Annotated in this window: 30 protein-coding genes; 1 reads left to right on the top strand and 29 read right to left on the bottom strand. The window is 49.1% G+C overall.

Going from position 1 to position 25,976, the window contains the following annotated elements; translation table 11 throughout:
• Positions 1-4 precede the first annotated feature (4 nt).
• The 23 genes from trmD to H2C83_RS09000 form a co-directional block, all read right to left on the bottom strand.
• The gene (gene trmD, locus H2C83_RS09105; RefSeq protein WP_181740168.1) at positions 5-748 is read right to left on the bottom strand and encodes a tRNA (guanosine(37)-N1)-methyltransferase TrmD; all 744 of its coding nucleotides are present in this window, start codon (positions 746-748) and stop codon (positions 5-7) included.
• 11 nt (positions 749-759) lie between these two features.
• Positions 760-1,287: a ribosome maturation factor RimM gene (rimM, locus tag H2C83_RS09100; RefSeq protein ID WP_312853887.1), complete on the bottom strand. Its 528-nt coding sequence runs from the start codon at positions 1,285-1,287 to the stop codon at positions 760-762.
• Entirely contained in the window at positions 1,284-1,511 is a 228-nt protein-coding gene (locus H2C83_RS09095) for a KH domain-containing protein (protein ID WP_181739954.1), read from the bottom strand. The genes rimM and H2C83_RS09095 overlap by 4 nt, the downstream gene beginning before the upstream one ends.
• 29 nt (positions 1,512-1,540) lie before the next feature.
• Entirely contained in the window at positions 1,541-1,816 is a 276-nt protein-coding gene (gene rpsP, locus H2C83_RS09090; protein ID WP_181739952.1) for a 30S ribosomal protein S16, read from the bottom strand.
• A 34-nt stretch (positions 1,817-1,850) separates the two neighbouring features.
• Entirely contained in the window at positions 1,851-3,203 is a 1,353-nt protein-coding gene (gene ffh / locus H2C83_RS09085) for a signal recognition particle protein (protein WP_181739949.1), read from the bottom strand.
• A gap of 24 nt (positions 3,204-3,227) precedes the next feature.
• The gene (gene ylxM / locus H2C83_RS09080) at positions 3,228-3,560 is read right to left on the bottom strand and encodes a YlxM family DNA-binding protein (protein WP_181739947.1); all 333 of its coding nucleotides are present in this window, start codon (positions 3,558-3,560) and stop codon (positions 3,228-3,230) included.
• A gap of 110 nt (positions 3,561-3,670) precedes the next feature.
• On the bottom strand, positions 3,671-4,663 hold the full coding sequence (gene ftsY, locus H2C83_RS09075) for a signal recognition particle-docking protein FtsY (protein ID WP_181739946.1): 993 nt from the start codon (positions 4,661-4,663) through the stop codon (positions 3,671-3,673).
• 18 nt (positions 4,664-4,681) lie between these two features.
• Positions 4,682-8,269, bottom strand: coding sequence for a chromosome segregation protein SMC (gene smc / locus H2C83_RS09070; RefSeq protein WP_181739943.1), 3,588 nt, complete (start codon positions 8,267-8,269; stop codon positions 4,682-4,684).
• An 89-nt stretch (positions 8,270-8,358) separates the two neighbouring features.
• A complete protein-coding gene (locus H2C83_RS09065; RefSeq protein ID WP_181739940.1) occupies positions 8,359-8,697 on the bottom strand; it encodes a tRNA-binding protein in 339 nt (112 codons plus the stop codon).
• Between the two features lie 354 nt (positions 8,698-9,051).
• Positions 9,052-9,570, bottom strand: coding sequence for an IucA/IucC family C-terminal-domain containing protein (locus H2C83_RS09060; RefSeq protein WP_181739938.1), 519 nt, complete (start codon positions 9,568-9,570; stop codon positions 9,052-9,054).
• Between the two features lie 131 nt (positions 9,571-9,701).
• Positions 9,702-9,812 (bottom strand): DUF8066 domain-containing protein, encoded by a 111-nt coding sequence (locus H2C83_RS18725; protein WP_512700736.1) that lies wholly within the window; start codon positions 9,810-9,812, stop codon positions 9,702-9,704.
• A 119-nt stretch (positions 9,813-9,931) separates the two neighbouring features.
• Entirely contained in the window at positions 9,932-10,618 is a 687-nt protein-coding gene (rnc, locus tag H2C83_RS09055; protein WP_181739936.1) for a ribonuclease III, read from the bottom strand.
• Positions 10,619-10,636: 18 nt separating this feature from the next.
• The gene (gene fabF / locus H2C83_RS09050; RefSeq protein ID WP_181739933.1) at positions 10,637-11,878 is read right to left on the bottom strand and encodes a beta-ketoacyl-ACP synthase II; all 1,242 of its coding nucleotides are present in this window, start codon (positions 11,876-11,878) and stop codon (positions 10,637-10,639) included.
• 92 nt (positions 11,879-11,970) lie between these two features.
• A complete protein-coding gene (gene acpP, locus H2C83_RS09045) occupies positions 11,971-12,207 on the bottom strand; it encodes an acyl carrier protein (protein ID WP_181739932.1) in 237 nt (78 codons plus the stop codon).
• Between the two features lie 57 nt (positions 12,208-12,264).
• Complete coding sequence (fabG, locus tag H2C83_RS09040) at positions 12,265-13,005, bottom strand: 3-oxoacyl-[acyl-carrier-protein] reductase (RefSeq protein WP_181739930.1); 741 nt, start codon at positions 13,003-13,005, stop codon at positions 12,265-12,267.
• Complete coding sequence (gene fabD / locus H2C83_RS09035) at positions 12,992-13,957, bottom strand: ACP S-malonyltransferase (RefSeq protein WP_181739928.1); 966 nt, start codon at positions 13,955-13,957, stop codon at positions 12,992-12,994. Before fabD ends, fabG begins: the two co-directional genes overlap by 14 nt.
• 26 nt (positions 13,958-13,983) lie before the next feature.
• Positions 13,984-14,967, bottom strand: coding sequence for a beta-ketoacyl-ACP synthase III (locus H2C83_RS09030; protein ID WP_181739927.1), 984 nt, complete (start codon positions 14,965-14,967; stop codon positions 13,984-13,986).
• A gap of 16 nt (positions 14,968-14,983) precedes the next feature.
• Positions 14,984-15,961 (bottom strand): phosphate acyltransferase PlsX, encoded by a 978-nt coding sequence (gene plsX / locus H2C83_RS09025; RefSeq protein ID WP_181739925.1) that lies wholly within the window; start codon positions 15,959-15,961, stop codon positions 14,984-14,986.
• On the bottom strand, positions 15,961-16,533 hold the full coding sequence (gene fapR, locus H2C83_RS09020; protein ID WP_181740166.1) for a transcription factor FapR: 573 nt from the start codon (positions 16,531-16,533) through the stop codon (positions 15,961-15,963). Before fapR ends, plsX begins: the two co-directional genes overlap by 1 nt.
• 160 nt (positions 16,534-16,693) lie before the next feature.
• On the bottom strand, positions 16,694-16,876 hold the full coding sequence (gene rpmF / locus H2C83_RS09015; RefSeq protein WP_181739922.1) for a 50S ribosomal protein L32: 183 nt from the start codon (positions 16,874-16,876) through the stop codon (positions 16,694-16,696).
• A 54-nt stretch (positions 16,877-16,930) separates the two neighbouring features.
• Positions 16,931-17,446: a YceD family protein gene (locus tag H2C83_RS09010; protein ID WP_181739920.1), complete on the bottom strand. Its 516-nt coding sequence runs from the start codon at positions 17,444-17,446 to the stop codon at positions 16,931-16,933.
• Positions 17,447-17,500: 54 nt separating this feature from the next.
• Entirely contained in the window at positions 17,501-18,538 is a 1,038-nt protein-coding gene (locus H2C83_RS09005) for a SepM family pheromone-processing serine protease (protein WP_181739918.1), read from the bottom strand.
• Positions 18,531-19,343: a patatin-like phospholipase family protein gene (locus H2C83_RS09000; protein WP_181739916.1), complete on the bottom strand. Its 813-nt coding sequence runs from the start codon at positions 19,341-19,343 to the stop codon at positions 18,531-18,533. Before H2C83_RS09000 ends, H2C83_RS09005 begins: the two co-directional genes overlap by 8 nt.
• Positions 19,344-19,476: 133 nt before the next feature.
• Here H2C83_RS09000 and spoVV point away from each other — a divergent pair, with 133 nt between their 5' ends.
• Positions 19,477-20,718 (top strand): dipicolinic acid transporter SpoVV, encoded by a 1,242-nt coding sequence (gene spoVV, locus H2C83_RS08995; protein ID WP_181739914.1) that lies wholly within the window; start codon positions 19,477-19,479, stop codon positions 20,716-20,718.
• Between the two features lie 36 nt (positions 20,719-20,754).
• Here the strand turns inward: spoVV and coaD are convergent, their stop codons facing one another.
• From coaD to sdaAA, 6 genes are all read right to left on the bottom strand, one after another.
• On the bottom strand, positions 20,755-21,249 hold the full coding sequence (gene coaD, locus H2C83_RS08990) for a pantetheine-phosphate adenylyltransferase (protein ID WP_220184088.1): 495 nt from the start codon (positions 21,247-21,249) through the stop codon (positions 20,755-20,757).
• 16 nt (positions 21,250-21,265) lie between these two features.
• A complete protein-coding gene (gene rsmD, locus H2C83_RS08985) occupies positions 21,266-21,826 on the bottom strand; it encodes a 16S rRNA (guanine(966)-N(2))-methyltransferase RsmD (RefSeq protein WP_281364129.1) in 561 nt (186 codons plus the stop codon).
• Between the two features lie 308 nt (positions 21,827-22,134).
• Positions 22,135-22,452: a hypothetical protein gene (locus tag H2C83_RS08980; RefSeq protein WP_181739905.1), complete on the bottom strand. Its 318-nt coding sequence runs from the start codon at positions 22,450-22,452 to the stop codon at positions 22,135-22,137.
• A 78-nt stretch (positions 22,453-22,530) separates the two neighbouring features.
• Positions 22,531-22,842, bottom strand: coding sequence for a hypothetical protein (locus H2C83_RS08975; RefSeq protein ID WP_181739903.1), 312 nt, complete (start codon positions 22,840-22,842; stop codon positions 22,531-22,533).
• Positions 22,843-22,980: 138 nt separating this feature from the next.
• Entirely contained in the window at positions 22,981-25,029 is a 2,049-nt protein-coding gene (gene recG, locus H2C83_RS08970; RefSeq protein ID WP_181739902.1) for an ATP-dependent DNA helicase RecG, read from the bottom strand.
• Positions 25,029-25,919 (bottom strand): L-serine ammonia-lyase, iron-sulfur-dependent, subunit alpha, encoded by an 891-nt coding sequence (sdaAA, locus tag H2C83_RS08965; protein WP_181739900.1) that lies wholly within the window; start codon positions 25,917-25,919, stop codon positions 25,029-25,031. The genes recG and sdaAA overlap by 1 nt, the downstream gene beginning before the upstream one ends.
• Positions 25,920-25,976: the final 57 nt, after the last annotated feature.

Genomic DNA, 25,976 nt, shown 5'->3' with positions numbered 1-25,976 from the left:
CAATTTAATCATCCTGGTCTGCCTTCCTGGACAGATTCTTTAAAAAAAGGTGATCCTCTTCAGTCAGCAAAGCAGTCTGAAGCAAGTCCGGCCTCCTCTGCCAGGTTCTCAGCAACGACTGTTCCCGCCGCCATTTTTCAATCCTGGCATGATGTCCGGACAGAAGGATTTCCGGCACTTTCAAACCGCGAAATTCAGCTGGCCGTGTATAGTGGGGATGCTCAAGGAGACCTGTCGAGAAGGAATCAGTTACCGCAGACATTTTGTTGCCGAGCACTCCCGGCACCAGGCGGCTGATGCTGTCGATCAGTACCATGGCCGGCAGTTCCCCGCCTGTCAATACATAATCACCGATGGAGATTTCTTCCGTTACCAAGTGCTCCCTGATTCGCTCATCAAACCCTTCGTAATGTCCACAAAGGATAATCAGCTGGGAATTCCTGGCCAATTGCTCTGCTTTTTTCTGCGTGAACGTTTCACCTTGCGGCGACATCAACAAAATGGGGGGACGTGGTAGGCCTTGCGTCAAGTCATCGACTGCCCGAAACAACGGTTCCGGCTTCAATACCATTCCGCCACCGCCGCCATACGGCACATCATCCACCGTACGGTGGCGATCCGTTGCATAGTCGCGAAAATTAACGACATTGGTGGTAATCAGCCCTTTTTCGCGAGCCTTATGAATAATACTTGATTGCAAGAATCCTCCAAACATCTCAGGAAAAAGGGTCAATACATCAAAGCGTATGTGTGCCAATACTAAGCCAGTCCTTCCATCCATTCAATCGTGATGCGCTTCTGACCGAGATCCACATCTTTGACAATCTCTGAAATATAAGGAATCAAGATCTCTTTCCCTGTTTCAGCAGATCGGACTACCCAAACATCATTGGCCGGCAGAGGCAGAATTTCCTTTACCTCGCCGATTTCTTTCCCATCGGTCGTCACCGCGGTCAACCCGATAATCTGGTGAAAATAATATTCCCCTTCTTCTTCGTCAACAGGCACCCGGTTTTCCCTTGTCACTGCCAGCAGACCCTTTTTAAAAGGCTCAGCCTGATCAATACTGCTCCATTCCTGAAACTTCAGCAGGTAAACAGATTTGTGCGGACGGCTTTTCTCCACCATCAGCCAGATGGGGTCCTGCTTACCGGGCGGGAAAAGGATGAGTCTGTTTCCAGGAGCAAAGCGGACTTCCGGAAAATCGGTGTTCGACTGAACTCGGACTTCCCCGCGAATGCCATGGGTACCTACAATTCGGCCAACAAGCAGATACTCGGAGTTCAAGAGAGTTCCACCCATATCCGTTTATTCTCCTTCCAGGCAGCCACTTTCGCAACGGTTCGGATCGACTGGATGATCCGTCCCTGTTTCCCGATTACCTTGCCTACGTCCTCATCAGCAACGGACAGCCTGTAGACGGTTATCCCATCCTTTTCATATTCATCAACATGAATCTGCTCCGGATGGTCAACAAGCGCCTTTACGATGTATTCAACCAGTTCCTTCATGGTTTGTCCTCCTGTCTATCAAGAAGACGTTATTTCTTGACACTTTTTTGTTCATGCATTTTTTCCAGGATTCCTTCTTTACGGAACAAGTTGCGAACCGTGTCGGAAGGTTGCGCACCGTTAGCCAGCCAGGAAAGTGCTTTTTCTTCATCGATTTTAACGGTAGCGGGATCAGTGATCGGGTTGTAGTAACCGATTTCGTCAATCGTGCGTCCATCACGGGGAGAGCGGGAATCAGCTACAACCACGCGGTAAAATGGAGCTTTTTTTGCCCCCATGCGTCTCAGACGAATTTTCACTGCCATGAATCTCACCTCCTCACCATGATTAATCCGTTATTCATGACATAAATGGAAAGCGGAAACCTCCGCGTTTTTTCTTTTTCTTGCCTTTTGCCATCTGTGTAAACTGCTTCATCATTTTTTTCATATCGTTAAACTGCTTGATCAGGCGGTTCACATCCTGGACGGTCGTACCGCTTCCCCTGGCAATCCGTTTGCGCCTGCTGGCGTTCAGAATCTCCGGATGGGATTTTTCCTGCGGTGTCATGGAACGGATGATCGCCTCGACACGAACCAGCTGTTTTTCATCCACCTGGACGTTTTTCAGACCTTTCATCTGCCCCACGTCCGGCAGCATCGAAAGCATGTCTTCAAGCGGCCCCATTTTGCGCACCTGTTGCAGCTGATCGAGAAAATCGTCAAAGGTGAAAGTCAATGTGCGCATCTTCCGCTCAAGATCCCTGGCTTTCTCCTGATCGACCGCGGACTGTGCCTTTTCGATCAGCGTGAGCACATCGCCCATGCCCAGAATCCGGGAGGCCATCCGGTCAGGGAAGAACGGTTCAAGGGCGTCGGTTTTTTCACCCGTCCCCACAAACTTGATCGGGCAATCGGTGACCGCCTTGACCGACAGGGCGGCTCCTCCCCGTGTATCTCCATCCAGTTTGGTCAAAACAACGCCGGTTAATCCCAATTGCTGGTTAAAACTTTCCGCCACGTTGACGGCATCCTGTCCGGTCATCGCATCCACGACCAGCAGGATTTCGTCCGGAGATACCTGTTCGCGGATTTTCCTCAATTCACCCATCATCTCTTCATCGATATGCAAGCGTCCGGCTGTATCGATGATGACATAATCGAAACCTTCCTCCCTGGCTTTTTCCACCCCGCGTCTGGCGATAACAACCGGGCTCTCCTGGTCCCCCAGCGAAAAAACGGGTGTATCCAGGCTTTCCCCCAAAACCTCCAGCTGCCGAATCGCCGCCGGCCGGTAAACGTCTCCTGCCACCAGAAGGGTACGCCGGTTCTGCTTTTGAAAATAACGGGCCAATTTGCCGGAAGACGTGGTTTTACCGGTCCCCTGCAATCCAACCATCATAATGACTGTAGGCGACCGCAAAGCCTGATTCAGTTTGCTTCGCTCTCCCCCCATCAATTGGGTCAACTCTTCGTTTACCACCTTGATCACCTGTTGACCCGGAGTGAGGCTTCTCATCACTTCCTGTCCCACGACGCGTTCTTTCACCCGGTTGACAAAATCCCTGACAACCCTGAAGTTGACATCCGCTTCCAGCAAAGCCAGGCGAACTTCACGCATCGCTTCCTTCACGTCGGCTTCGGTCACTTTCCCTTTGCCACGCAGTTTTCGCATTATCGATTGCATTCTTTCCGACAATCCTTCAAACGCCATGATGCCCCCTCCTCACATGGCTGATCAGTCAAGCTCGGCCAGTTCTTCCAACAACTCCCCGATACATTCGTATGCTTCCGGCATTTGGCGTAATTTTTCCCTGATCTTTTCCATGATCTGCTGCCGTTTCAGATGCTGTTTCACCAGTCCCAGTTTCTCTTCCAGATCCAGCATCCGCAATTGGGCCCGCTTTATCGCCTCATAAACTGCCTGTCGGGAGACTTCCTGATGTTCGGCAATCTCGCCGAGCGACCAGTCCTCTGAATAATATAACTCAAGCAACGCACGCTGTTTCTCCGTCAATAACAAACTGTAAAAGTCATATAATAAGTTCATTTTTGTTGTCTGATCCAACACGGGAGTCACACCCCACACAGACCGTCAAGGTCATATCCTTTACAGATGTATAATATAACGAAGACTGGAAAGGATGTCAAGGATTTTTCCTTGAACCCGGCAAATATTTTTTACGAATTCCCTTCTTCCGCTTCAATCATGTCCCTGAACAGCGCATGCAGAAACTGGTCGGAATCAAAATCCTGCAAATCATCCGCTTTTTCGCCAAGCCCGACCAGTTTCACAGGCAGGTTCAACTCATGGTTGATGGCAATCACCATGCCTCCTTTGGCGGTTCCGTCCAGTTTCGTCAACACGATTCCTGACACATTGACAGCCTGTCCGAACTGCCTGGCCTGAACCAGCGCGTTCTGGCCGGTTGTTGCATCAAGCACCAGCAGGACATCATGTGGCGCTCCAGGGCTTTCCCGTTGCACCACGCGATGGACTTTCTTCAATTCTTCCATCAGGTTCACCTTGTTTTGCAGGCGGCCAGCCGTATCGCACAGAAGGATATCCGCTTTCCGGGACCGTGCGGCATGGATGCCGTCGTAAATGACAGCAGCCGGATCGGACCCGGCCTGATGCCTGATCACATCCACGCCGATCCGCTGGCCCCACGTTTCAAGCTGTTCAATTGCTCCGGCGCGAAAAGTATCCCCGGCAGCCAGGATTACTTTTTTCCCTTCATTTTTGAACCGGTGAGCCAGTTTTCCAATCGTGGTCGTTTTGCCAACCCCGTTAACTCCCACAAACAGAATCACTGTCAGCCCGTCTTCATTCAACCGGAGATGCTGTTCCTGCTCATTTCGTTTCAGAATTTCGCTGATCACTTCCGATAACAGCGATTTCAGCTCAGCCGGTTCTTTTATCTTTCTCGCCTTCACTTCTTCGCGCAGACGTTCGACCAGGTCTATGGTGGTTTTCACGCCTACATCGGCACCGATCAGGATCTCTTCCAGTTCTTCATACAGATCCTCATCAATCCTGTTAGTTCTGCTGAACAAATCCGAAATTGCACTGACAAAGTTATGACTGGTTTTGCTCAAACCGGTCATGAACTTTTGTGTCACGGTTTCTGTCTTCTGTTGAACACTCTCTTTTAATTTTTGGAAAAAACTCATGCTTTTCCTCCTATTGTCCTAATTACTGACCGTCTCCGTTCTTTCTTTATCATACTCTTCCAACTTCACAGATACCAGTTTGGAAACCCCTGATTCCTGCATGGTAATTCCATACAACACATCGGCACCTTCCATGGTGTGCTTGCGATGGGTAATAATAATAAACTGCGTCTTTCCGGAGAAATGCTTCATGTAGCGGGTATAGCGGGTCAAATTGGCTTCATCCAGGGCAGCGTCCACTTCATCCAGCACACAAAACGGTACCGGCCTGATTTGCAGAACGGCAAACAGAAGGGCCAGCGCTGTCAAGGCGCGCTCTCCGCCAGAAAGCAGATTCAGGTTTTGCAGTTTTTTGCCGGGAGGCTGGGAAACAATGTCGATCCCTGTTTCAAGCAGGTTTTCGGGATCACTTAATTTGAGATCGGCGCGCCCTCCGCCAAACATTTTGACAAATACATCCTGGAACTCCACCCGGATCAGCTGAAAGCTTTCTTCAAACCGCCGGCTCATCTCATCCACCAATTGACGGATAATCTCAAACAACTTTTCCTTGGCTTCCAGCAAGTCGGCTTCCTGAGTCCTGAGAAAATCGTAACGTTCTTTCAGGCGCGCGTATTCTTCAATCGCGCCAAGGTTCACATCTCCAAGGGCGGCAATTTGCCCTTTCAGGGAACGCACATCTTTCTCGGCCTGTTTCGGTTCATCCGGCACCAAATACAACTGTTTGGCACGTTCAAAACTGATCTCATATTCTTCCGCCAATTTGCCGAGCAGATGGTTCAGTTCCACATCAAGGCGGTTGGCCCGCACTTCAAGTTCGTGCAAATGCCGGTCCTGTTTGCGGTGTTCCTGCTCGATCTGACGGGTTCCCTTTTCCAGGCCTTCCCGCTCAAAGAGCAGCTGTTCACGTTCCAGGCGGATTTTGTCCAGTTCCGTCTGGATTTTTGCTTTCTTCTTCCGAAGCCCGGCAATCGTTTCTTCCAGCCGGTTCATCTCCGACTTGCCGCTTTCCCGCCAGTTTTCCAGTTCTTCCAGTTCCATGGCGGCTTGCCGTTTCCGGGCGGAAAGACGTTCTGTTTCTTGCCTGATCCGATCCTGATTCTGATTCAAATGGGAAATTTCCTGATGCAAGGCTGATACCCGGATTCTCAGGCGGGTCGAGTGCTCATGAACCTCTTTTCGGGCATCGGCCTGTTCCTTCAGTCTGAACCGGACATCGCGAAGCTGCTGTTCCAGCATTTCCTGGGCTGACTCCAGGTCGGCCGTTTTCTGCTCAATCTCTTTTATCAGTGCCTGGAACAGTTCTTGTTGCCGATTGGCCTGCTCCATTTCCGCCAGCAATGTCTCTTCTTTTTCGGCCAGTGTTTTCTGAAGCAGAACCAGTTCCCGCTCCCTGCCTCTGAGCTCCTGTTCTCTCAGCCTCCGCTCTTCTCCCTGTTTCCGCACCTGTTCCCATTCGTCATCCAACTGTTCCAGAGCCCGGTTAACGTCGGCCAAAGCCTGCCGGATCCGATCGGTTTCTTCTTCATGCTCCCTGATCATCTTCTCCAGTTCATCAATCTGGCGGGAGCGTCCCAACAGGTTGCTTTTGTTTTGTTTGCGGCTGCCGCCGGTCATTGCTCCGCCCGGATTGACCACATCGCCATCCAGCGTGACCACCCGGTAGCGATATGACAGGGTTCGGGCCAGAACATTGGCCTGCTCCAGACTGCGTGTCACCAACACAAGCCCCAGCAGATAGGCAATCAGCTGTCGGTAACGCGCTTCACTTTTTACCAGATCAGCTGCCACTCCCACAAAACCATCCGCTTTGCGGCACTGTGCCAGTTCCCTTTCCTGGAGGGAACGCGGCCTGATCACGTCAAGCGGCAAAAAAGTGGCGCGTCCCAATCTCTTTTCTTTCAGATAGCGAATGCCGCTTCGCCCTGTTGCCTCATCCTCCACAACGACATGCTGCACGGCTCCTCCCAAAGCCGTTTCAATAGCTGCTTCATACTCCCCGGGAACCTGCACCAGCTCGGCAACGGCTCCATGAATTCCTTGCAAGTGAGGCACTTCCCGATCCCGGGCACGCAGCACTTCCTTGACTCCCTGCATAAACCCCTGATGTTCCGCTTCAACCTCTTTCAGCCAATCCAGTTTCGAACGCAGCCGGTTCATTTTCTGTTCGGCCTTGCGGGCTTCACTGGTCCATTTTCTTTCTTCCTGCTCCAGCCGTGTCCGTTTTTCGGCCAGTGATTGCACCTGCTCCGTGGCAACCTTTAACCACTGTTCAACCGATTCCAGTTCGCCTGCCAGTTGGGCGGCCAGTTGTTTATGTTCCTCTTTCTCCTTGTCCAGCTTTTCTTTGGCCTCGTCTATGGAAACCATCCGTTCCCCGGTCTTGTCCAGGTTTTCCAGAGCATATTGCTTTTCGCTGGCCAGTTGTACCAGTTCTTTCCCCTGAACCTGCCATTTCCCGGTCAACGACTGCAACTGTTGTTCACTGCCATCTTCGGATTCCGACAACTTCCCTTGAAGCGTGGACAATTCCTTTTCCATCTGTTCCAGAGCCTGTTTTTTTTGCTGCAACTGTCTGGAAACCTGTTTGTCTTCCTCGCGCAGACGAAGCAGTTCACTTTCCAGCCGGGCAATCTGTTCTGCCAATTGCCGTGCGTTTTGCTCACGGTTCTTAACCCGTTCCGTATGTACTTCTTTCTGCCCTTCGGTTTTTTCCAGTTCCTCACTGACCGCAAGCAAATCGGTCTGTACCTGCTCCCAATTCTTCTCCTGCTCATGCAGTCGGCCTTTCAATTTTTGCAGGGCAATCTCCTTTTTGCTAGCCTCCGTGGCCAGCGATACCAGCGTTTCCTTTGATTTGGCCGCCTCAAGAGTTACCTTTTTCCATTCCTCATGCAAGCTTTCAATTTTATGTACATACAAGCCGATTTCCACAAGTTTCAGCTTCTCTTTCAATTCTTTGTACCGCCTGGCTTTTTCCGCCTGGTCATGAAGCGGTTCGATTTGCGTCTCAATCTCGTGGATCAGGTCGCAAATGCGGGCGAGATTCTGTTCGGTGGCATCCAGTTTTTTTTCGGCTTCCTTTTTTCGTGTCTTGTACTTGACAATGCCTGCCGCCTCTTCAAAAATAATGCGCCGGTCCTCCGATTTGGAACTGAGAATCTCGTCGATCTTGCCTTGACCGATCATGGAGTAGGCATCTTTCCCGATCCCCGTATCCATGAACAATTCATGGATATCTTTCAAGCGGCAGGGTTGCCTGTTCAGCAAATATTCGCTTTCCCCTGAACGGTAAACGCGCCTGGTTACCGTCACTTCCGAATAGTCGACCGGCAAACGTCGCTCCGAGTTGTCAAATGTCATCGACACTTCGCAATAACCGACAGGTTTGCGGGTATCGCTTCCGACAAAGATGACATCTTCCATTTTGTTGCCGCGCAGCGATTTCGCACTCTGTTCCCCCAACACCCACCGGATGCCGTCAGTCACGTTGCTCTTGCCGCTTCCGTTCGGGCCGACAACCGCCGTGATTCCCGGCACAAACTCCAGTTCGGTCCGGTCGGCAAATGATTTGAAACCGCTCATTTCCAATCGTTTCAGGTACAAAAACACCCCTCCTCTCCCACGCAAACTCATTAAAATCAACTGATATATTTTAGCATAAAAAGCAGATTGGGTCTGTTGTTTCCGATCGATCAATATACCCGGCTGCCCAGCGGTGCATCATGGTCGATTTCCAGCAAAGTGACTCCGCCTTCCAGTGAGTCCACGCCCAATACCAGTACTTCTGACTGGAAATCAGCGATTTTCTTTGGCGAAAGATTGGTCACAGCCACGATTTTTCTTCCTTCCAGTTCTTCAGGGCTGTATCGTTGGGTCACCTGGGCACTGCTCCTTTTTATGCCCAATTCCGGACCGAAATCGATCCATAGTTTATAAGCCGGCTTTCGGGCTTTGGGAAAGGACTCAACACGGACAATCTGCCCAATGTGCATTTCCACTTTCTGAAAATCTTGCCAGGAACATGGGTTCATTCAAACTCAGTCTCCTTTCAGGTATCTATATTACTTGATTATATTTGGAGCAACAATTTCCTGTAAAAAAATAAGCCAGCTTCGCTTTTTTTCGAAATGGCTTATGGAGAGGCTATATGGATTTGTTGTTTTCATCTTTTTGGTATTCCCGCGGACAATTGCCGCAACATCTTTGCCCGTCATTGGCAGATAGTATAAACAGCATGTTTTTCGAATCCTGACAGCTGAACCAGGACACTGTTGAGGCGGTTGATAGAAACGCTTTAGCAGCTGGACCTTCTCCTGAAACATTCCCGCTTTCGCACCGTAAAGCAAATGGTGAAAATCATCACGGCATGGAAAGAAGCCCCTGTTTTATTTACCTGCAATTTTTCTTCGTACAGCCAAGTATACATAGGCGGCCAGATTCCCCCACAATACAGATCGCGAAATTCCTGTCAAGCGATGCAGGTAATTCCAAAGCGGCGAGATATGATGGGTAAATAACGTTTTCAATAATTGCTCACGCCAATATTGGCGGCTGTGTTGCAGGGGCACCGCTTTCCAGTCATGAAGCTGCATCTTTAACGTCATCCGTTTCCGACTCTGCCCGGCAAAGTGGATCAGGACATTGTCCATTGAAAAATCCAGCCGTTCATTTAACGCACTCACAGCATCTAGAGCAGGAACAACGACAGTAAAGCTGTATTGTTTGGCCAGCTGGGAGGCAGCCACCACCAGATCCGCCTGCATCTGTTCTGACCACTTTAACAGCAAGGAAAAGCAAAATTGCCTGTTTAACAAATCACGGGCGGGAAACAGGCCGGATGAATGGGATGACAATCCTTTCCGGGAAAAAACACGGGAACTCATCCGGTAAAACGTCGATCGCACGGCCTGAAGGGGGCATGAGTAACTCCCCTTTCTGTTCTGTTTAATAATAATATTTATTATCAATTATAAAGCACGGCCAGATAAAGGTCTATCCCCGGTAAAAAAAATAAGTTTCTGTCCAATCGGTGTTTTTAGTTCTCCTTCTTGTCCGCCAGTCTCTCCAATGTTTCCCGGATTCCTTCCAGCGCCTTGACTGCCCGCCACAGCAGAACCAGGGCAAAGATCGCTCCCGTGACCGGCACACAACAATCGCCATGATCGAAAATAATTGAAAGAGATATGGTGCGATGACTTCCACGATTTCTCCCCCGCTTTCAAAACAAAAACCACCGTTATCTATGTATGCGGTGGTTTCTCTCTTTTATTTCTTCCAGCCTTGCAGTGCCTTTAAAGCAGCCTGCTGTTCCGCTTCTTTCTTTGAACGGCCCGATCCCTGACCAAGCGGTTTGTTGCCCAAATACACTTCAGCCACAAAATGGCGGTCATGAGCAGGCCCCTGCATATCGACAATCCGATATTCCAACGCACCAAGCCGCTCCTGTTGCACCACTTCCTGCAATTGGCTCTTGGCATCCATCATGCTTGCCAGCCATTCCTCGCTGATTTTTGAAAAAACCACACGTTCCAGGAATTTTTTCACCTGATCCAGCCCATGGTCAAGAAACAGGGCACCGATAAACGCTTCAAATACATCGGCCAGAAGCGACGGACGTGTACGTCCTCCCGTCATCTCCTCACCTTTGCCCAACCTCAGATACTGGCCAAACCCCAGTTCTTTGGCAAAGGACGCGAGCGAAGGTTCACATACGACGCGTGCTCGGGTACGTGTCAATTCACCTTCGCTCATTTTGGGATAACGATGAAACAAATACTCGGAAACCGCCAGTTCCAGAACGGCATCCCCTAAAAACTCAAGACGCTCATTATCCGGATGGATGCCGTTATTCTTTTTCTCATGTGTGAATGAAGTGTGGGTGAACGCTTGCTGGAATAGTTTACGGTTATGAAACTTCAATCCCGTGATTTGCTCCAATTGCGACAGATTCATCCCATTCACCTCTTTTCATTATGTTTCAAGGTACTCTTTCAGGGCAATCGTCGCATTATGTCCACCAAAACCAAGCGAATTTGACAAAGCCGCACGGACCCGCATCTTGCGCGCTTCACCCGGAACGTAATCCAAATCGCAATCCGGGTCGGGATTTTCCAGATTAATGGTTGGCGGAACGAGTTGGTTTTTGATGCTGAGCGCTGCCACAATCGCTTCAATCCCGCCAGCTGCTCCAAGCAGGTGGCCGGTCATCGATTTGGTTGAGCTGACTGCCAGTTTGTATGCGTGCTCCTTGAAGGCTCCTTTAATCGCCATCGTTTCAAACTTGTCATTATAATCAGTGGATGTACCGTGAGCATTGATATAATCAAAGTCTTCCGCCTTCATGCCGGCATCCTTGATGGCCTGCTCCATGCAGCGTTTCGCTCCTTCGCCTTCCGGAGCCGGACTTGTCAAATGGTAAGCATCTGCTGTCATTCCATAGCCTGCTACTTCAGCAATGATATTTGCTCCACGTTTTTGTGCATGTTCCAATGTTTCCATTACCAGAATACCTGCACCTTCTCCCATGACAAACCCGTTGCGGTCTCTGTCAAACGGGCGGCTTGCTTTCTCCGGTTCATCATTCCGCGTGGACAAAGCACCCATCGCTGAAAAACCTGCTACTGCCATCGGCAGAATGGTTGCTTCGGTTCCACCCGCAATCATGACATCGGCGTCGCCGCGCTGCAAAATCTTGAATGCATCCCCGACACTGTGGGTTCCGGTGGCACAGGCAGAAATCGCCGCACTGCTCGGTCCTTTTGCCCCAACCTGGATGGAAACAATTCCGGATGCCATGTTGGCAATCATCATCGGGACAAAGAAGGGACTAACCCGGCGTGGACCGCGGTTAAGCAATACTTTGTGCTGTTCTTCGAGCGTTGCCAGGCCGCCTATTCCAGAGCCTATGTAGGTGCCAACCCGTTCGGCATCCACTTTGCTCATATCCAGGCCTGCATTTTCCAACGCCATTCTTGCGGCAGCTACGGCAAATTGTACAAAGCGATCCATGCGCCTTGTCTCTTTTTTATTGATAAAATCCAAGGGATTGAAATCTTTTACTTCGGCCGCGATTTTCACAACAAAATCCGAGGTATCGAATTGCGTAATCGGACCTACTCCGGATTTACCCTGGATCATATTGTTCCAAAAAGTACTGATATCATTGCCAAGAGGAGAAATGACTCCAAGACCAGTGATGACTACCCGATTCATCTGGTCCACCGCCTTTCCTCATTCATACGAAGATGTGTGTGAAAGTCCCGCATGAAATACGGGACTTTATAAAATAAGTATGGAAAAAATACTTATTTATTTTTTTCAATATATCCAACCACATCACCAACAGTGGTGATCTTTTCAGCCTCCTCATCGGAAATCTCCATATCGAATTCATCTTCGAGTTCCATGATGAGGTCAACCACATCGAGAGAATCAGCTCCGAGATCTTCTTTGATGTTTGCTTCCATGGTTACTTCGCTCGGATCAACGTTCAAGCTCTCAACGATGATTTTTTTCACACGCTCTAATGTTTCCGCAGCCATTTCTTTCACCTCCCTTTCGTATTATACGAAAACGTATTGACACAAGCAATCAGAAGCTTACATGGCGATCCCGCCATCGACGTGGATGGTCTGGCCGGTAATATAGCGGGCGAAATCAGACGCCAGAAATTTCACCAGTTCCGCGATATCTTCCGGTTTTCCAAATGTGCCAAGCGGAATCGCGGATAACATCTGCTGCTTGATTTGCTCATCCAGAACCGACGTCATGTCTGTCTCGATATATCCTGGCGCAATTGCGTTTACCGTGATGCCGCGGCTGGCCAGTTCCCTGGCTGTTGTTTTGGTCAGGCCGATGACGCCTGCTTTAGCCGCCACATAGTTGGCCTGTCCCGGATTCCCGATCACGCCCACAACCGAGCTGATGTTAATGATTCGTCCGCTCCGCCGTTTCATCATCGACCGGGCTACCGCCTTGGTACACAGGAAAACCCCTTTCAGGTTGGTATCGATTACCTGGTCCCATTCGGCTTCTTTCAGCCTCATCAGCAGATTGTCCCGCGTAATTCCCGCATTGTTGACCAGAATGTCTACCTGACCGAAGGAAGATTGCACTTCTTTAAAAGCCTTTTCCACCTGATCGCTCCGGGAAACGTCCACCTGGAATGCCGCCGCCTTGCGGCAGGTTTCCTTGATCTTTGCAACCGTCTCCTCAGCCGCTGAATGGTTTCCGGCGTAAAATATGGCCACATCCGCTCCCGCTTCTGCCAGCGAAAGGGCAATTGCTCTTCCGATACCGCGTGAACCGCCAGTCACAACGGCTACCTTATCTGTTAACATCGAGGACTCTCCTTCCGTCAAGCACTTCTACTGCCTGGTTCAATGTCTCGGGATCCTGGACCGAGATCGTTTTTACCTTGCGATTCACTTTTTTCACCAGTCCGGACAACACATTGCCTGAACCAAACTCGACAAAGGTATCCACACCCTGCTCAAGCATGTAACGAACACTGTCTTCCCATAAAACGGGAGAAGCCACTTGTTTGACCAGCAGCCGTTTAATCTCTTCTGCCTCTGTAACACTTTCGGCAATGGCGTTGGCAATGACAGGCACGACTGCCATATTGACGGAGATGGTCTCCAGATGACCTGCCAAACGTTCTGCCGCCGGCTTCATTAGCGAAGAATGGAACGGTCCGCTGACAGAAAGAGAAATGACACGGCGAGCCCCCGCTTTAGCGGCTTTTTCCCCCGCTTCCCTGACAGCCTCTTTGTGACCGGATATTACGATCTGACCGGGAGAATTGTAATTGGCCGGTTCTACTACATGCTTTTCCTTAGATACCTCATTGCATACCTCTACCAGCTTCTCCCTGTTCAGATTCATCACTGCGGACATGGCCCCGACACCGGCCGGAACCGCTTCTTCCATGTATGTTCCCCTTTTATGTACCGCAAGGACAGCATCGGCAAAGGAAAGAGAACCGGCTGCAACCAAAGCTGTATATTCTCCCAGACTGTGGCCGGCCACAAAATCCGGCATCACATCAGACTGCTCACAAAACGCCTCAAGCAGGGCAACACTTGTCGTTAAAATGGCAGGTTGTGTATTTGCCGTCAGGCAAAGCTCTTCTTCCGGGCCTTCAAAGCAAAGACGTGATAAAGGATATCCCAGTGTTTGATCAGCGATAGAGTAAATCTGTTTCGCCCGTTTATTTGTTTTGTAAATTTCCAAACCCATTCCTGCTTTTTGTGATCCTTGCCCTGGAAAAATAAATGCAATTTTACCCATTGTCATCCCTCCTCACGCAATTCATCTCAGGCCCACCTGATAACTGTTGCTCCCCAGGTTAATCCGCCACCAAAACCACACAGCACGATGGTGTCTCCCTTTTTGATCCGGCCTGCATGTATGGCTTCATCAAGCGCCACAGGAATTGAAGCGGAAGACATGTTTCCGTAGCGATCCAGATTGACGATGACCTTGTCCTCCGTCAAGCCCAGGCGCTTTACGGCCGAATCAATAATGCGGATATTTGCCTGATGGGGAACGAGAAAATCAATATTCTCTTTCGTCAATCCGGCTTTGGCAAGCGCCTCTTCCGTTGCGCTTCCCATTACGCGCACGGCGAACTTGAATACTTCCCTGCCTGCCATGTAAATATAATGCAGACGCTGATCCACCGTTTCCGCGGTGGCGGGCAAGCGGGAACCGCCAGCCTGGAGTTTTAACAGATCGCCCCCGGAACCGTCTCCGCCCAATACGAATGATTGAAAGCCGTATCCTTTTTCAACCGGTCCCAAAACAGCCGCGCCGGCTCCATCTCCAAACAAGACGCAAGTATTTCGATCAGTCCAGTCCGTGATGCGGGACAAGCATTCCACTCCTACGACCAACACGTAATTGTATACTCCGGTGGCAATGAACTGGGCGGCAGTGGAAATCCCGTAAATAAAGCCGGTACATGCAGCAGACAAGTCAAAAGTTGCAGCCTTGCTGGCTCCCAGCCGGTCCTGAACCAGACAGGCTGTGGCCGGGAAGTTCATATCGGGTGTCACGGTAGCTACAATAATCAAATCGATCTCCTCGGCACTGACCCCCGAAGATTTCAGGGCTTTTTCAGCCGCCTTGACAGACAGGTCCGACGACGCTTCTTCAGGAGCAGCAATTCGCCGTTCGCGAATGCCGGTCCTGCTGACGATCCACTCATCATTGGTATCCACCATTTTTTCAAGATCACTGTTGGTTAATACTTTCTCAGGCAAATAAGAACCTGTACCCAAAATACCTACCGATCTCATTTTCCCACTCCTCTGTTTAACGGGACAATTCCTCTTCGATTTGTGAAATCACTTCTTTCTCCAAGAATCGGCGGGCCTGACGAATTGCATTGAAAAATGCTTTCGCATCGGAAGAACCGTGTGCCTTGATCACAGGGCCCCGCAAGCCCAGGAGCGGAGCACCTCCATGCTCCTTATAATCCAATTCTTGCGCAAACTTCTTCAGGCGCGGCTTCAATATGGCTGCCGCCAGTTTTGTAAACAGGCTTGCCGTAAGTTCCTGCTTGAAACGGCTGAAAATCGCCTTCGCCACACCTTCGGTATTTTTCAGCAAAATATTTCCGCTAAATCCGTCACAGACAAGTACTTCACATGGCCCTTCCAAAATATCCCTGGCCTCAATATTGCCCACAAACCGGAGGGAATGGTCTTCTTCCAGCATCGAAAATGCTTCTTTGGTCAAATCCGTGCCTTTCCCTGCTTCTGTCCCGATATTCAACAGTCCCACGCGCGGGGACTCAAACCCCAGCACTTTTTCTGCATAGATGCTGCCCATTGTTGCATATTGGTGCAGATGCCCCGGCTTTGCTTCCGGATTGGCACCAACATCCAACACGAGAATCCCCTTGCCGGTTAGAGTCGGAAAGACAGGAGCGAGCGCGGGGCGATCCACCCCTTTCATCCTGCCCACGTGGAAAAATCCGGCAGCCATCAGGGAACCGGTATTTCCGCCGCTGATAAATGCATCAGCTTCCCCTTTTCGAACCATCTTGCATCCGACAACCATTGATGAATCTTTTTTGCGACGCACAGCGATGGCCGGTTTGTCGTCTGGTTCAATTATTTCCGTTACAGCATGAAATTCTACATCGGACAAAACAAATTTTTCGGCGATCTCCCGGGTACCAATCAAAACAATCTTCAGATCCGGCCATTTTTCCCTGGCAAGTCCTATTCCTTCCATTACCGCGTCCGGAGCGTGGTCTCCTCCATGTGCATCGATTGCAATCCGCATTATTGCTCCTCCTTAACAAGCTCCTTATCTTCCAGACGATATACATCAAATGTTCCCTGGAAAACTGTTTCGCCTTTCACCTTGGTAACCACATCTACCTGCAGCCTGGAAGACAGTTTTTTTACGACTATTGCCTTTGCAATACATTTTTCTCCAAGATAAACGGGACGTATAAAACGAATACCAGCTGCTCCTGTCAAAGCTACTTCTGCATCGGTGACTGCAACCGCGAGAGAGTTTGCCTGGGCAAACAAAATATGTCCGCGGGCAATTCCGTTGCGGGCAAACACATATTCTTTTTTTATTTCAAGGATGGAAACTCCGCTATGATCGAGCTGCAAATCGACCACTTCTCCGATTACTTCTTCCAGCGACAAAGATCGCACATGATCAAAATGGTTTTCTGCCATCAGCTTGATCCGTTCGCGCAATTCCGGAATCCCCAGTTCCAGCCTGTCTAAACGAATGGTTTGGATGCTGACGCCAAACCGCTTTGCCAGTTCTTCATCAGTCAGAAACGGTTCTTCCTTGAAGGCACAAGCTACCTGGCTTTGCCGCTCTTTTTTGGACAGACGCATATCGGAGTCACCACCTTTTGCGGATTATGAATTTTGTGATCTATTATTAATACCTGGTATTAAAATCAGTATATAAAAAAAACACTCCTTTAGCAATAAAAAACAAGAGCCTGACCAAATGACCTGCCGGCTCTTGTTTTCGGCTCCAAGCTGATTATTCATTGACTACTCCTTCAACTTCCGAACCTTTATAGTACCCACACTCTTTGCATACACGGTGGGACAGTTTTAGAGCTCCGCATTGCGGGCATTTTACCATACCCGGTACAGAGAGTTTGTAATGTGTGCGACGTTTACGTTTACGTGTTTTCGAGGTACGTCTGAAAGGTACTGCCATCAGTTTCACCCCCTCCAAGAATGTATCACAAGTCCGGGAAGTTTCACACGCCTTCTATCCGTCTGATTCATGCCAGTTCTCAAGTGCTGCAAGCCTTGGATCGACAGATTTGACCTGGCAATGGCAAGGGTCGGTATTCCGGTTTTTGCCACATACGGGACAAAGTCCCCTGCAATTTTCCCGGCAGATCGGGGCAGAAGGAAATTGGAGCAACAGGGCTTCTCGAACAAACGGGGTCAAATCCAGTTTATTTTCATGAACCAGATGTATTTCCTGCTCCTCGGAATCCACCGCCCGATACGGCTCATCGGTAAAATATTCCTGCAAGGCCGCCTCCAGAACCTGCCTGAATTCTGTCAGGCATTTGACACATAAAAATTTGGCTTGTGCCCTGATTGCGGCGTTTACAACAAACAAGTCAGGATCTATGAGCTCTGCACGGGCTTTCACATGGACAGGCCCCAGGTCTGTGAGTTCAGGCACTTCCCCGACCAAGTCAAACTGAATCGTTTCATGCTCCAGTAACAGGCCGTCATTTGCTTGTTTTAATTTGTGCAGGGAAATCTGCATGATTCCACTCCTTGTGTAAAAACAGGGTTATTATAAGATAACGAACGATTGCTGTCAATGTTCTTGACTTGGCAATCGTTTTAAATAATCAACCGCTTCTTCCAGTGACTTGACAGGAACGATATCCATGGCATAATTATATTTTTTTACTGTTTCCTTTGCCATTTTTTCATTTTGATCATGGGGTCCTGTATCTGCCGGGCAGAAAAATATATCGGCTCCTTTTTTGGCCGCGGCCATAATTTTAAACTCAATGCCCCCGATTTGCCCCACCTGGCCATCCTCGGTGATGATTCCCGTTCCCGCGATCTGATATCCGCGCGTCAAGTCTTCCTTTTGCAAGCGATTCAGAACCTCCAGGGAAAACATCAGTCCGGCGGAAGGGCCGCCTATATTATCACTGTCAATGTGTACCGGTGGGTTGGCGTGAATCTCCGCTTTCAGTACCGGGACGATCCCGAGCCCCGCTTTTAGCGGTTTTCCTTTTTCCCGGGGCAATGGTTGCAATGTTATAGTCAGCTTTTGTTGAACCTGGTTCCGCCTGACCAGAACCTCTACCTTTTCTCCGGTTTCTTTCGTGCCAAGATAACCGGAAAGCTGTTCTACCGACCGAACGGGCTGGTGATTAATCCGGGTAATGAGATCTCCTTCTTTCAGCGCATTTGGCTGACCGGACATCAAACGCAGAACTTCGACGCCTTTCACTTTCACCGTTATCGGCCTGCCTGCATAACGGTAAGCAGCAAGAATCGCATGGTTTTGCGATAAAGACATGCTTGCCGCCTGTCTGCGCTCATAATCTTCTTCTGATTCATTTTTGGCCAGCAGTTCCCCCTCCGGGATCAATTGCACATGATCCGACCATTTACTGTATAAATAATCGAACAAACGGCCTTCCCTCATGGAAATCGTGGTCAGGTAGAAATCCCCTTCTTCCCGGGAATATCCTCCTCTCACTTTTACCAACGGGCTTACATCCTCTGCCGACCCTGGTGAAATCACATAATAAGGGATAGGAACGAGAAACATAGAGCCGACAACGAGCAGGACAAGGCAAATAGCAATCGTGTTCCGAATCTGCCGTTTATTCATCTGAATAGACTCCATTGGATGAATTCTCTCCCTGCCAGTTTTGAATCAGTTCTTTCAGTTTTCCCATATGTGCCCTGGCCTCTTCTTCACCGCGCCTTATACATTCCTCGGCCCGGGAAAAAGAACTTACCTGGATATCTCCAACATCGGGATGAATCAGAAAATCGGCCATCGTCAAAATCTGACTCGTAATTTCCTTTTCCATAATAGTTAAAGTTTGTGTAATTACATCAAAAATATTTTCGATCTTTGACATCGGATTTCTGGGAATGACATCTACCCCGATCACCAGATCGGCTCCCAACTTTCGCACGGTGGAAACCGGAAGCCGGTCAATCACCCCGCCGTCGACAAGCACTTTATCCCCCATCTCGACCGGTTCAAAAATTCCCGGAATGGAAATGCTGGCGCGAACCGCCTGCTCTGCCGGTCCTTCGGTGAAAACGACCGGTTCCCCCTTTACAAGATCGGTTGCCACGATCGCTGTCGGAATATTTAGTTCTTCCAGATTTTTGTTATGGGCAAACAGTCGAATCAGTTCCTCAACCTTTTTTCCGACCACAAATCCTTTTTTGGGAACCGTAAAATCCAGCCAGTGCTTCCGTTTCAGCGAGCAGGCAACCTGCTCGCACATCTCGAGATCCAGGTCATTTGCGTAAAGAACCGCAATAATGCTTCCCATGCTGCTGCCGGCTATACAATCAACAGGGATTCCCTCTTCTTTAAAAACTTTTAACACTCCCAAATGAGCAAACCCTCTTGCGCCACCGGAGCTTAGAGCCAACCCAATCCTTGGTTTTCCCATTCTGATTCACCCTTTCTTTCCCAATATTGCATACCTTCAGCCGATTGGCGTCACATTTGGACAAAACGGTCTAAACAGGTATCTGTTTGCGTAAATATGTTACTGATGTAGCTTCCATGAGGAGAGAATGCATATGATCCCAAGCCTTCTCCGGAGTCAAATGAAAACCATTTTTCTGGCGTCAATTACTTTTTTTATTGCCGTAATTCTGGTACTGTATCCCGAGCAAGCGGTCAAATCTTCTCTCAGGGGATTACATATCTGGTGGGATGTCGTATTTCCGGCACTATTGCCATTTTTCATCACGGCAGAAATGATGATGGGCTTCGGAGTGGTCCATTTTCTCGGAGTGTTGTTGGAACCGTTGATGCGCCCGCTGTTTCGTGTACCTGGCGCCGGAGCTTTTGTCATGTCGGTCGGGTTGATTTCAGGAAATCCCATGGGCGCCAAACTGACTGCCCGTTTAAGGGAACAGAAGCTGATCTCCAGAGAAGAAGGAGAGCGTCTCATCTGCTTTACAAGTACAGCCGGTCCTTTATTTATTTTTGGGGCAGTGGCGGTTGGTTTCTTTGAAAACAAATCGATTGGGCTCATTCTGGCCGTTGCCCATTATGTCAGCACCATCATCGTCGGATTTGTCATGCGTTTCTATGAATCACAGGCTCCACCAACACCTCCGCCTGCCAAAAGAAAAGGTTTTATTTTGTCACGGGCCATTTCTGCGATGCACCGTGCCAGATTGCAGGACGGCCGGACACTCGGGCAACTGATCGGCCAGTCGGTGACATCAGCCATTCAAACCCTGCTTCTCATCGGCGGGTTTGTCATGATGTTTTCCGTGTTAACCCACCTGATCAATTATGTCGGGGTTACCGGACCGTTCATTCGTGCCATTGCCCAAATGCTGGTCTTCTTTTCCTTTCCGGCGGAATTGTCGGAGTCAATCCTTGTCGGTTTGTTCGAAATAACGGTCGGTTCGCAGGTTGCCAGCACAACTGATCCGTCTATCCCGTTACTGTTCAAACTGGCCATTGTCAGCCTGATCATCGGCTGGAACGGTCTTTCCATTCATGCCCAGGTGGCCAGTATGATTAGCCGTAGCGATATTCGCTACTATCCCTATTTTGCAGCAAAAATCCTGCATGGGTTTTTGGCTGCCTTCATAACCGTTTTGATTTATCCGTTGTTTGAACCTTACCTTCAGCAAACGCCAGCGATCATATCTGTCTTCCGGCCCTATTCTGCCTGGTTCTTATCATTATGGGACATTTTGCAGGGATTTGCCATCGCGGTAAGCCTGATCTGGTTTGTTGCCCTGATTTATCAGGAATTCAAGGAGTTGACCAATTCGTACCGTTATAACAAAACCCGCTGACAAAAATCAGCGGGGCAGACAAAGTACCGGTCAAAACTAGTCAGCAGGACATTCCAGATTGAATTTTTTTCTGAGCGCCAGTTCCACGTGTTCCGGTACAAGATCTTTGACATTTGCTCCATATCTGACCACTTCCTTGACCATGCTTGAACTGATAAATGAATATTCGTTGCTGGTCATCAGGAAAAAAGTTTCCACTTTTTCATTCAACTTCCGGTTTATGGAGGCAACTTGCAACTCGTATTCAAAATCAGAGATTGCCCGCAGACCGCGTAAAATGGCATGAGGGTTTTTCTTGCGCAAATAGTCAACCAGCAAGCCATCAAAACTCTCCACTTCAATATAAGGCATATGTACGGTAGCTTCCTCAATCAACCTGATTCTTTCTTCCACGGTAAACAGCGGTTTCTTGGACGAATTGACAAGGATGGCCACAATAATTTTGTCAAATACTTTGCTTCCCCGTTGAATGATGTCCAAATGACCATAAGTAATCGGATCAAAGCTTCCCGGGTATACTGCGACTTTCATCAGGCATCACAACCTTTCATTCTGCTTTTTCAAACAGTGATATGACTGTATCTCCATAATTCAGCCGGCGATAACATTGGTAACTCCCTATTTCCTGTGGCGGAATGCTCAATGACGAATGTTCCGCAACAATGATTCCGTCCTCGGTTAACAGGTCAAAAAAGGAGAGTTTCTCGATCACTGGCGTTAGCAAATTTTTCATGTATGGAGGGTCCATAAAAATATAATCAAATTTTAATTGACGTTTGTTTAATTTCCGGATGCCCGCCAGAACATCACTTCGGTAAATCTCAACTTGCGCGCTGAGTCTGGCAGCCTGCGCATTGGCCCTGGCCACCTTGCAACTGGCACGTGAGGAATCAATCAATATTGCCCTGTCTGCACCACGACTTACCGCTTCCAGACCCAGGGCACCGGTTCCACAAAACAGATCAAGAACCAGACCTCCTTCGAAAAAAGGACCAATCACTTGAAAAAAAGACTCCTTGACATGATCCGCTGTCGGACGAACGTGCTTTCCGGAAACCATTTTCAGTCGTGTTCCTTTGGCCGATCCTGTTATGATTCGCATTTCCATGACACCTGTCTTTATCGATATTCACATAAATGCAACACATTTTATCCTAACATATAAAAAAGCTAAAAAAAACTCAACAAAAATTAACAATCTATATGTATAATCTTCTGGAAAAAGGAAAATATAGTTGATGACAGCATCAATGATGTTGTCAAACCGCGGAGAAGACTTACGTTTCCCCAATAAGCTCTTCCTCCGGTTTCTCCTCTCCCATTGAAGTATCTTGCACGATTTTCGTGTAAAAGATGCTTGGGGCTCGCTGGAAAAAGCGAGCCATTTTTTTTGGTATTAGTTTTGGTTCATCCTTGTCAGAGCGGATTTTTCTTGTTCGGATCCGTGTCGTTTAATTCCGGGGCGCTGTCCATATCTCCGAATAACCAGTCATCCTGCCATTCATTATACGGGTTGGGCTGTTGTTCCGTTTCAAAACTGTGATTTTTGTTGGGTTCGGTTTCCTTTTCTGAAAGAGAATCATATAACTTTGATTCAACCTGATTCCAATCTTCCAGTTTGGATTCATCCACCTTTTTGGGGATCATTCCTGCTTTTTTACCTGCCACTTTTCTGGCCACCCTTTTTTTTCTTCGCATCGTCATTGGATTCTCCTCTCCTGTACGATTGTACATGATTAAACGTAATATACCTTATGTTTTCCGGATTGATTTGGCTTGTTGAAGCGCCTATGTGAGCGTGCCCAAAAAGGTTTAAAGAAAGCGGCGAATCATGTTGGCCTCGAAGGGAGTAATCACTTCTTCCATCACCATGGCATCGACAAATTTGGAGGATAACTCCGGCCAGCGCGGGGAACGTTGCAAGCGTTCGATTTCCTGTGGAGTAAATAACCGCCACGGCAACTCGCGCGCAAAAGACATAAGTCCGGCCGTACCATAAACGGCACGGATCTGTTTTGCCTGGCGAATCAGTGATTTGATTTTGCTGGCAGAAACTGCTTTTCTGCCTACCGTACGATTGATTTCTTCGGCAAGTTCACGGTAAAAAGCGTCACGCTGATTCATAAAAGCCCTCCCGTTGCAATGAATAATTCATCTTATGCAATAAAGGGAGCAAAAGTTTGTTATATAAAAACAAACCGGTCCCGTGACCGGTCTGTTTTTCGGAAACCTGCCAGTATCCATGATAATTCCAATATGCGTTCAATCAAAACTGGTCTGCGTCAGATTTTGTGCACACAAATACTCGTACAACGGTCTTGTCTCCGGTGAAGTCATGAAATCTTTCCGGTTCACGTAATCTGCCGCATCCGTTCGGGCCGCTTCCAGGATACGCAAGTCATGGGTCAAATCGGCAACTTTAAAATCCGGAAGGCCGCTCTGCTTTACTCCCAGAAAGTCACCGGGCCCTCTTAATTCAAGATCGCGTCTGGAAATTTCAAATCCATCCGTTGTTTCACTCATGATCCGCATTCGCTCAATCCCCGTTTCCGATTTGGGATTGGCAACCAGTACACAGGTTGACTTCCCGCCACCCCGACCAACGCGTCCGCGCAGCTGGTGCAACTGGGCCAGCCCAAAGCGGTCCGCGTCGTAAATCACCATCACTGTTGCATTGGGAACATCGACACCCACTTCCACAACCGTTGTAGAAACGAGTACCTGCACTTCATTATTAGCAAATGAACGCATTACTTCATCTTTTTCTGCCGAAGACATCCGTCCATGCAACAAACCGACACGAATCGGGGCCAATTCCATCGCCATCTGTTCAAATACTTCCTGCGCATTTTGCAGGTCGAGCTTTTCCGATTCCTCAATCAGGGGACAGATGACATATGCCTGGCGTCCCCTGGCACATTCCTTTTGCACAAACCGGATGATCCGGGGCCATAATTCCTTCTTGACCCAATACGTATCTACCGGCTGCCGGCCTGCAGGCATCTCATCGATCGTGGAAACATCCATTTCGCCAAACACGGTAATGGACAAAGTCCGCGGAATCGGAGTAGCCGTCATATAGAGCACATCAGGCACCTCTCCTTTTTCCCTCAGCATGGCCCGCTGTTTGACTCCAAAACGGTGCTGTTCGTCGGTAATGACCAGTCCCAGTTTCCAGAACACAACCGTTTCCTGAAGCAAGGCATGGGTCCCAACGACAACATCTGCCAAACCCATCTGGATCTGGCCAAGAGCATCCTTTTTCTCCCTGGCTGTCATCCGGCCGGTCAAAGTAACAACTTGCAGATTCCAAGGGGTCAGGAGCTTCTTCAAAGAGGATGCATGCTGTTCGGCCAGAATCTCTGTCGGCACCATCAATGCGCCCTGGTAACCGCTCAAATAATTGGCATACAGGGCAATCGCGGCGACGACGGTTTTCCCGGAACCGACATCTCCCTGAAGCAACCGGTTCATCTGAATCGGTTCCCGCAGATCGGACAAAATTTCGCTGACAACCTTTTTCTGGGCTCCGGTCAGGGGAAAAGCAAGCTGGTTGATAAAGGCCCGGATTTTTTCATTCTCAAACCGGTGGACCAATCCCTTCACTTCCTGCCGATGAAAACGACGCAGCCACATAATCTTCAATTCGTACAGAAACAGTTCTTCAAAAACCATGCGCCGGCGTGCCTGCCGCCCTTCTTCCTTCCCTTTCGGAAAATGAAGGTAATACATGGCACTGGCACGTGATATGAGCTTGTATTTTTTTCGCAATTCCTCCGGCAATATTTCCTCGATCTGGCGCCCATACCGGGTAAAGGCGGTATGGATCAACTTCCTGAGCCAGTTCATCCTGATTTTGCTGTTGACTGAGTACACCGGCTCCAAACGTCCCACGACCTTCTCTTTTTCACTTTCGCTCAGAAAAGTGCGATCGGCAATCAACTGCAAACGATGGCGATCCCATTTCCCAGAAACGACGATCGTTTGTCCCACCCGAAACCTGTTTTTCAAATACGCCTGGTTAAACCAGACAACCTGGATCGGTACGCCATCCGCCTGGACTCTCAACGTCATTCTTGACTTTTTCTTTCCGTACCAGCGCACGCTTGGCTGACCGTAAACCTGTGCTTCGACCGTCACCCGTTCTTCGTGTGAAGCTTCGGTCAAATCGCTCAAACGGTAATCCTCATAACGATAAGGGAAATATCCCATCAAATCGGCAATGGAATGTATACCAAGTTCGGCAAGGGCTTCCTTTTTCTGTTCCCCGACTCCAGGAAGGACTTCTACCGGTATCTCCTCAAGCTTCATTATTTTATCTCTTCATTGCCGAAAATCTTCCGCTCCAGAGCCCTTCCCGTCGGAGTTGCGGCCAAACCGCCCAAGGCCGTTTCCTTTAATGCATTTGGCATCATTTGTCCAACCCTGTACATCGCATCGATGACTTCATCAGTCGGAATGATGCTCTTTACCCCTGCCATTGCCATATCTGCAGCAACCATGGCGATTGCCGCTCCCATCGCGTTTCGTTTGATACATGGAGCCTCCACCAGGCCGCCAATCGGATCACACACCAGACCAAGCATATTTTTCATGGAGATCGAAACAGCTTCCGCTGATTGCGATGGTGTACCGCCTGCCATCTCAACCACGGCTGCCGCCGCCATGGCCGTCGCAGAACCGACTTCTGCCTGGCAGCCGCCCGCTGCTCCGGCAATAAATGCATTGTTGGCAATGCAAAATCCAATGGCTCCAGCGGTAAACAAAGCCCGTACCATCGTTTCCCGATCGGAGTTCAACAGTTCTGCGGCTGCATGGATTGCTCCCGGCAAGATGCCGGATGCTCCCGCAGTTGGAGTGGCAACAATCGTTCCCATTGCCGCATTCACTTCCGAAACGGCGGTCGCTCTTGAAACCGCATTCAAAATGGTGCTCCCTGACAATAAGGCTTTGGCATTTTGCTGGTATGTCCGGATTTTTTTCGCATCGCCCCCGGTCAGACCGCTATGGGAACAAATATCCTCAGTTAATCCCCGTTCTACTGCTTCACACATTACATCGAGACTTCTTTCCATTTCGGCAATAATTTCTTCCCGCGGCCGATTCGTCATTTCCGATTCTTGCCGGATCATTACCTCCGAGATCGGCAGACCGTTTGTTTCCGCTTGTTCAACCAATTCAGCAATTGTGCGAAATTTCATGTTTTCAACTCCTTTTCACGGAAAACCGCCGTTGTCTTTTAAAACGGCGGTGGTCTG

This window comes from Thermoactinomyces mirandus, from assembly GCF_013868055.1.
Lineage (GTDB): Bacteria > Bacillota > Bacilli > Thermoactinomycetales > Thermoactinomycetaceae > Thermoactinomyces > Thermoactinomyces mirandus.
This window is presented reverse-complemented; position numbering and strand designations above follow the sequence as displayed.